Annotated in this window: 6 protein-coding genes; 1 reads left to right on the forward strand and 5 read right to left on the reverse strand. The window is 24.0% G+C overall.

Going from position 1 to position 5912, the window contains the following annotated elements; translation table 11 throughout:
- Nucleotides 1-130 precede the first annotated feature (130 nt).
- From BLO14_RS05410 to BLO14_RS05425, 4 genes are all read right to left on the reverse strand, one after another.
- Nucleotides 131-1021, reverse strand: a complete 891-nt coding sequence (locus BLO14_RS05410; RefSeq protein ID WP_091973803.1) for a P12 family lipoprotein — start codon at nucleotides 1019-1021, stop codon at nucleotides 131-133.
- A gap of 205 nt (nucleotides 1022-1226) precedes the next feature.
- The gene (locus BLO14_RS05415) at nucleotides 1227-2333 is read right to left on the reverse strand and encodes a plasmid maintenance protein (protein WP_091973806.1); all 1107 of its coding nucleotides are present in this window, start codon (nucleotides 2331-2333) and stop codon (nucleotides 1227-1229) included.
- A 155-nt stretch (nucleotides 2334-2488) separates the two neighbouring features.
- Nucleotides 2489-2815, reverse strand: coding sequence for a hypothetical protein (locus tag BLO14_RS05420; protein ID WP_091973809.1), 327 nt, complete (start codon nucleotides 2813-2815; stop codon nucleotides 2489-2491).
- A 151-nt stretch (nucleotides 2816-2966) separates the two neighbouring features.
- Nucleotides 2967-3971, reverse strand: coding sequence for a hypothetical protein (locus BLO14_RS05425; protein WP_236736412.1), 1005 nt, complete (start codon nucleotides 3969-3971; stop codon nucleotides 2967-2969).
- 176 nt (nucleotides 3972-4147) lie between these two features.
- Between BLO14_RS05425 and BLO14_RS05430 the strand changes: the two genes are divergently transcribed.
- Nucleotides 4148-4726, forward strand: a complete 579-nt coding sequence (locus BLO14_RS05430) for a hypothetical protein (RefSeq protein ID WP_091973816.1) — start codon at nucleotides 4148-4150, stop codon at nucleotides 4724-4726.
- Nucleotides 4727-4868: 142 nt separating this feature from the next.
- Here the strand turns inward: BLO14_RS05430 and BLO14_RS05435 are convergent, their stop codons facing one another.
- Nucleotides 4869-5552 (reverse strand): hypothetical protein, encoded by a 684-nt coding sequence (locus BLO14_RS05435; protein WP_091973819.1) that lies wholly within the window; start codon nucleotides 5550-5552, stop codon nucleotides 4869-4871.
- Nucleotides 5553-5912: the final 360 nt, after the last annotated feature.

The following is a 5912-nucleotide window of genomic DNA, read 5'->3' on the forward strand; positions in this document are numbered from 1 at the left end:
ATTTCTATAATCTTTGATTTTCTAATAGTAGTTCACATAGAATTATAAAAAGTCTTCCTTTAGCAGAGTACTTTAATTTCGAATATTAGTTCTTATAAAATATTTTTTTTATTTTCTTATCTCTTAACATTTACTCTAGAATAGATCTTGCTTCTTGAATAAGTTTTTCTATCTCTTTCTTTCTTCCTATTGCTTCACCTATCTTAGAAGAAGAAGTTTCTAACTGATCTAAAGCATTCTTAACTTTATTTTGTGCCTCTTTTGCCAAATTATTTCTCTTTGGATAAAGCTTTCTAGATTTGTTTTTTAATCTCTCAATGATAGCTTTTTTTAAAGCTTCTTGTGCTTGCTCAAAAAAGCATTTTGCGAATATTCTTTCGTCAATTCCAATCTCTAATTTATTCCTAAGCTCATCAACATCAGCCCTCTTCTCGTTTAACTGATTGATTAGTTGAATTAGTTTATGTCTTTCAATCTTATTTGATCTTATATTCTGTCTTAAATAACCACTCCAACTATTCGTTCGTCCATTTTTAATTTTTGAACCTACTTTATTTTTAAGTGCAATATAAACATCGTAAAAACTAGATTCTAATTGGTCATATTCATTTTTAAGTTTATACCCATCATCAACCAATTTAGAAAATTCATTACCTATAAACATGTTCTTCACATTATTAATTGCTTTCTCTGCTTCTTTTTCTTCATCGGTACTTGGAACTAAATATTCATCTTTTATTTCTTTTTCTTCTTGGGAATAATATGTAGGTTTTAAGACTATCTTATTTTTTATATTAACAGGCTCTATGGAAACAGCCTGAATTATTTGCTTTGCTTTTTCTTTCACATTTTGTTCAACAACTTCTCTATTTTTTTGAGTTTTCTCTATAAATTCTAAATCCTTCTTTTTTTCTGAAAACTTTTTTATTTCTTTATTTATCAATTCATTAGGATTATTCATATGACATGATAGTACATTTATCAATATTAAAGTGTATATTGATAAAACATTTCTTTTCATATTTTCTCCTGCTAGAATATTTATAAACCTACAGCTGACAAACAAATATATTGCTATTTTTCATAAAATACTAAACAAAAGTCTCTTTTTAGTATAGAAAAATCTTTTATTTTGTTATCAATAAATTACTATTAATTTTCTATTTAGTTATTAAGTAAGTCATATCTATTACTTAAAATTATCAGGATTAATTAAGAACGGCCTTCTAATTGATTTTAATTTCGCTTATTCTTTTAAGACCTCTGTGATTGGAGAAAAAAACATTTATTCTTTTTTTATAACTAATAATATTTTTTTTGTCATTTATTTGTTTATTACAATGGTTTTCTTCTAATATTTTATTCAGGAACTTTTTTTTAAATCTTGTTTCCCAAATTTTATCAAAGTCATTTATTTTATTTGTTTTTGCGTTCATCATCCATATTTTTTTACTGTATTTGTTTTCAAACTCTTTTATAAAATGATTTGAAATATCTTCAATTTTGTATTCTTTTTCATATTTTTCTATTGCTAACTTTAAGTTTCTTAATGCATTTATATAGGTTTTTTCATTGTTGCTTATTTTTAGTATTTTTGCTATTTGAGGTTTCTTTATTTTATGGACTTTCACAAGTTTGTCTGCAATATATTCTTTATAGGAAATTTTGTTTATTTTTTTATTTCTTTCTTTTATAGAATTCTTTATCTTATATATATCTTTTATACCTTTAGGTATAACATCTGCAATTGATTCATCTGCAATTGAGCTTTTAGGTTTTGATTTTTTAATATTGTTCTTGTTTATATCATTGTCAATTTCTTTAGAAAAATCAGATACTATTTTTTTGTCTTTCAAATACTCTTTGATTTCTTCATTTATTGCTTCTTGAATAACTATAAAACGGTGTTTCCAAAGATTTTTATTTTGTATGTAAAATGCAAAGCTGCCTTTGTCTTTGCCTAAATGCTTTAGTTTAGTGTTTATTAATAATACTTGATTTAAAAATGCTATATCATATTCTAAGGTTCTAATTGATGTTTTTTGGTTGTCTTTTGCAAGACATTTGTTAACTATGTTGTATATTTCTATTGTGGAATATGTTCTAAGTTTGTTAGATTTATAGTATTCTTTGTTTTTAAGTTCAATTGCCCAACATACTTTGAGTATTCTTTGATATATGGCTCTTTTTTTAGTTAAATATGATTTTAGTCTTGATTGCTTTAATTCTATTAAATTAGAATTTGTGTTTTTTTGGTTGTGCTTTATAAGTTCTTCTAATGTTGCAATATTATTAAAATTTTTGTTGACATTATTTCTTATTTTTATTATCATTGTAACATCCTGGCTTCTGAAGTGAAATTTGTTGTAGTTTCAGAAGCTTTTCCAATTATTTGGTTTGCACTCTAAATCTTTATTGTGTTACAAACAAAATAATTAGCTTTTTACCACATTTTATAGCAATGTTTTTAAAATGTCAATATTATAGATTATAAAATATGACCTATGTGTTTAGAAGCAATTTGTATTTCATGTTTTGTAGATTTTCGGTTCATTATTTTTTTTGCTTGCTCAATCCTTAGTTGAATTGTTTCTTTCATGCTATTTGTTATAGGTTTAGGTCTTCTAAAGTCCATTAAAAAATATGTACAAAAATCTTCTAAAAGGTAAGGACGGTTGTCCACATGGATTGCGCATTTTAAAATTTTTGATTTTTTAGATATAGTATTTTTGCTAATTGAAAGATTATAAGAATCTTCTAATATATTTTGGAATTCTTTTAAAGAATAAAGTCTTACACCGTTAATACTTAACATAAGTACCCCATTAATTTTATTTTATTACATATTGTGTGTTAGTTTCAAGGAGTTAGGTTATATGTTGAATACTTTTGATAGAATATATTTGTTAAAAGTTATTAAATGATATAGTTGGGGATGATTATAATAATTTATTTTACCAAAAAATTTACAATAAAATAATGTTTTTAAGAAATGAGTTTATACTTGGAGCTTGGTTTAAGTATTTTTTTTCTATTTTATCCTCTAGCAAAGCAATATCAATCCTGATGAAGCTATTTTCTTGTATAATATTGATGTCATTTAAGATAAAGTCTAAGTTATTTGAGTTTAAATTTTTAGTCAAAAAGTTTGTTTTTTTTAAGAATATTAATCTTATCTTTCCCCCTAAGCCGTTCTCATTTTCAATAAAAGATCTTAACGTTTTTAGAATTTTTTGTTTATTGTTGATAGTTTTTATTTGGTTTGAATTTGTTAAAATTAATTCTTCGTAGATTTTTGTGCTTAGATTTAGTAGTATTCTATTTGCTGTTTCAATGTTTATATTTAAATTTTCATTAGTTTTTATATCGGTGTTATTGACAACTTTAATGTTTGAATAGCTGATTTTTGTCAAAGAAGGAAGTTCAATGGTCTTATTGATGCCTTTTAGAAATAGATTGACTTTCTGGCTGTTTGCCTTGTTTTTAAAAAGATAAGTGTTATTATTTTTTATAATAGGAGTAAATGCATTTTCTATGTTTTCTTTTCTATAAATAGAACCAAGTATTTTAAGTCCGATTAGGTAGATTTTATCTTTATTACTAGCTTTTAAATTAATTGTATAAACTTTGACTACCATCATATCGTAAACTATTTTGAGCTTTTCTTCACTTACATAGTTAATATAAAATTCAAGGCTTTCTTTTAGAATGTCTGTTGGTAATTTGTGAAATTCATTTGACCTTAATTTTAAATTAATAATTCCACCTTTAAATGTTTTGAGCTTTATATTTTCTTTTGAGTTTGTTTGAATAATTTTTTCAAAGTTAAGTTCAAATTTAAAAGCTATGGGGTTGATAATGAATATTTTTTTGTTTTTTACAAAGTAAGTACTAATGATTGACCTTGGGTCAGTATACACGATTTCTCCTATAGATGCACTTTGAAATTCATATAAATTGGGATTAGACATAATCTAATCTTTTAAATTGGTTTTTGTGAGAACAACACCTAATAATAATAGTTTTTTAATTTTAATTCAAGCTGTAAAATTAGAATGTTTTTATTTGAATTGACTATATTATTTAATTTTCTGATTTTGAGAAATTTTTTTAAAATAAATATAAGATAAACTAAAGGGAGATTTTAATGAATGCAAAATTTATTGTAAAGTATTTTATTTTGGTATTTTTTTTAATTTCTTGTCAAACTTATCAAATAGCTTATGATAGGTTTTCTCAAGTATTAGATTCCCAGTATGATATTGGGGTAAATTATTCTAGAGATGGAATATTTAGATCTGTAATTTCTATTAAATATGATAAGTTGAAAAATAAAAGAGAATATTTTATTTTAGTTAGAGTTGAGGCTAGAAATTCTAGTCAGATAAAGCTTGAAAAGATAATCACAGACACTAGGTTTGAGTCCAAAGGAGAATTGGTTTCAGAGAATAGCGAACGTGTTGTTTATTATAACGATTTTTATGATTCATATTTTCCTTATGATTATACAACAGTGATTACTGAAAAAAATATTAAGGTAGAGATTTATAAATTTGTTATTCCAGAAAGCGAATTTATAAAATTTGCCGCTTTAGGTAATGATAATATAGCGGCATTTAGAATTTATGCGTTTAGGAATGATGTTGTTGTAAATTTTAGTAAGATTCCTTTTAAAAAATTTTTGGACGATTTCAATTTAAAAGTTAAAGAACTTGATGCAAGTTGATTTGAGTTTGAATAATTTTAAATGACCATTTGCTAGGAAGGATATTAATTAAAAGTATTCAGTATAAATAAGGTTTTTTTGATATTAATTTGCAGTGATATCAACTTTAAAATTGTTTTTATCTATCTATCTATCTATTGTGTCAATCTTTTGAAAGATTGATGAATTCTAGTATAGCTTTTTCGTTTCTCAGTAAGAATAAACCTTCTCTTATTCCATTATGGAATTCTTCAAAGGAAATTAAAATTGTTTTTAAATTTTTGTCTTTATTATCTATATTGTCATGGTAAAAGATAAAGTAAGGTCTTCCGGTATTATCTTTAAAGCCAAGAAAATTTACGAATATTGCGGTTTCTTGAAAATCTGTTTTTAAATTATATGAGAGACCATTTTTGTACAAAAAAATTCCATTGCCTTCAAGATTTTTAATTTCTGAATTATTAATTGTATTTTTGATTTTGGTAAAACTTTCAATTGCTTTTAAAATGTATTTTATTGATGAAAATTTGGCATAATATATGTGGTTATTAATTTGAAATTCTAAAAAGATTCCACATTCATTTCCAGCTCTAATTACATCTTGCTCATTTTTAATAGAAGATGCAATTTTTTTGTCAATAACGAGATTAATTTTGAATGTGGAAATATGGTTTAAGGTCTTTACATTGTCGATTGCTAAATTTTCTGTTAGATAGACTTTGTAATTAATAAATATTCCTTTTATATTTTTAATTTTAGTTTGTTTAAATTCATAGTTTGCGATTTGAGAATATGCTGTTAAATTTTGAATCAAAAACATTAAGAATATAAAAGTTTTTCTTTTCATTATATAACTTATTATATGATAACAATTTTGAGTAATTTTAGTAAACTGTTTTTATATATTAAGTCTAAAATTTATAAAAATTTTAGCTATATAATTGTTTTTTGTAGATTTCCTGATAAAAATTTCTTTCGGTATTTTGTAGAGATTGCGTCAGATATTGAAGTTATTAGCTAAGATAAGTTAAAAGTTTTTGTGCTAAACTACCCAGTAAGAGTTTTATGTCAAGTAGTTTAATTTATTTTTGGTTTTCTCTATGCGAACTACTATTTCTAAATCAAAGATTGTAGAAATTAATTATTGATTTATCGCATGACATCCTTTTAGATTCTTTAATAACGTTGATTCACCAAAACATAATCT

The sequence above is a fragment of the Borreliella japonica genome, assembly GCF_900099615.1.
Taxonomy (GTDB): Bacteria; Spirochaetota; Spirochaetia; order Borreliales; family Borreliaceae; genus Borreliella; species Borreliella japonica.

Coding starts and splice junctions, on each gene's coding strand:
- BLO14_RS05420 (WP_091973809.1), bottom strand. CDS start 2,815: ATGTTAAGTATTAACGGTGTAAGACTTTATTCTTTAAAAGAATTCCAA.
- BLO14_RS05415 (WP_091973806.1), bottom strand. CDS start 2,333: ATGATAATAAAAATAAGAAATAATGTCAACAAAAATTTTAATAATATT.
- BLO14_RS05435 (WP_091973819.1), bottom strand. CDS start 5,552: ATGAAAAGAAAAACTTTTATATTCTTAATGTTTTTGATTCAAAATTTA.
- BLO14_RS05425 (WP_236736412.1), bottom strand. CDS start 3,971: ATGTCTAATCCCAATTTATATGAATTTCAAAGTGCATCTATAGGAGAA.
- BLO14_RS05430 (WP_091973816.1), top strand. CDS start 4,148: ATGAATGCAAAATTTATTGTAAAGTATTTTATTTTGGTATTTTTTTTA.
- BLO14_RS05410 (WP_091973803.1), bottom strand. CDS start 1,021: ATGAAAAGAAATGTTTTATCAATATACACTTTAATATTGATAAATGTA.